Raw genomic sequence first — 1,519 nt, 5'->3', positions numbered from 1 at the left:
GAGGTGATTGCCTAAACCGAGCAGACGGCAGCCTGAGAAATGCGGAGTAGGAAAGCCGCACGAGCCAAGGGTGGCAGGAAAGTGGATACGAAAAGGACAGAGATGAACGAGAGCGAAAGCGAAACGGTGGCAGTGCCTCTTAGGGCTAAACAAGCCGAGTCAGACCCTGCCCAATGGGCATGGGTGGACCGTGAAGTCTGGACGGATCGTATGTTGGCGGCGCTGGGCAACGGCGTCAAAGGAAACAAGTGGTTCAGTTTGATCGACAAGGTTTACCGGCTGAGCACCTTGCAAGCGGCTTGGCAACAAGTCCAAGGGAACAAAGGGTCAGCGGGGATAGATTGGCAAAGCATAGAAGGATTTGCGGCGCATGAAGCGCGGTACCTGAGTGAGCTGTGCCGACAACTGGAGCAAGGAGAGTACAGGCCCCAAGCGGTGCGGCGGGTAGAGATACCCAAAGCGGGCGGTAAAACGCGGCCCTTGGGCATCCCGACGGTCAAGGACAGGATCGTGCAGACGGCGGTCAAGCGGGTGATAGAGCCGATCTTTGAGCAAGAGTTTGAGGACACGAGCTACGGGTTTCGACCCGGCAGGGGCTGCAAAGACGCGCTGCGGCAAGTTGATGCACTGCTCAAAGAAGGCTACACCCATGTGGTGGATGCTGACTTGCAGGGGTACTTTGACAGCATCCCGCACGAGGGCTTGATGGACAGGATCGCAGCGCACATCAGCGATGGAAGGCTGCTGGCCTTGCTCAAGGGCTGGCTACAGCAAGACATCGTGCAAGAGATGCGCAGATGGACGCCGACGACGGGCACCCCGCAAGGGGCGGTCATCAGTCCGTTGCTGGCCAATGTTTACCTGCATCCACTGGATGTGAAGATGAAGGCGCAGGGCTACCGAATGGTGCGCTACGCGGACGACTTCGTGATCCTGTGCGAGACGGCGTCACAAGCGCAAGAGGCACTGGAGCAGGTCAGGCAGTGGGTGGCGCAAAACGGGCTGAGCTTGCACCCGGATAAGACCCATGTGGGGGACTGCACGCAAAGGGGACAGGGCTTTGAGTTCCTGGGCTACCGATTTGAGGCGGGCAGGCGCTGGGTGCGGGACAAGAGCCTAAAGGGGCTGAAGGACAAGGTGCGAGAAAAGACCAAGCGCACGAGAGGCGAGAGTCTGCGCGTTGTCATTAAAGAGCTTGGCCCCATGCTCAAGGGATGGTTTGGCTACTTCAAGCACGCCTATAAAAGCACATTCCCCAGCATAGACGGATTCATCCGCAGGAGGTTGAGGGCGATGCTGCGCAAGCAGCAAAAGAGCCCGGGGATGGGGAAGAGCCAAGTTGATCACAAACGCTGGCCAAACGAGTACTTCGCGCAGTTGGGGCTGTTCACCATGACGCAGGCCCGAATGCAAGCGAGCCAATCCCGATGAGGAAACCACTGACTGGAGAGCCGTGTGCGGGAAAACTGCACGCACGGTTCGGAGGGAGGGGAGGCCTTGGCCTTTCCTACCCCTATCA

General features: G+C 58.7%; 1 protein-coding gene. It reads left to right on the top strand.

Going from position 1 to position 1,519, the window contains the following annotated elements; genetic code table 11:
* The first annotated feature begins 102 nt into the window (after window positions 1-102).
* Window positions 103-1,431, top strand: coding sequence for a group II intron reverse transcriptase/maturase (ltrA, locus tag B9Z48_RS21290; RefSeq protein ID WP_199233554.1), 1,329 nt, complete (start codon window positions 103-105; stop codon window positions 1,429-1,431).
* Window positions 1,432-1,519: the final 88 nt, after the last annotated feature.

Source organism: Limnohabitans sp. WS1 (assembly GCF_003063265.1).
GTDB lineage: Bacteria > Pseudomonadota > Gammaproteobacteria > Burkholderiales > Burkholderiaceae_C > Limnohabitans_A.
The sequence above is the reverse complement of the archived record's forward strand: the minus strand, read 5'-3'. Positions and strand labels throughout refer to the sequence as shown.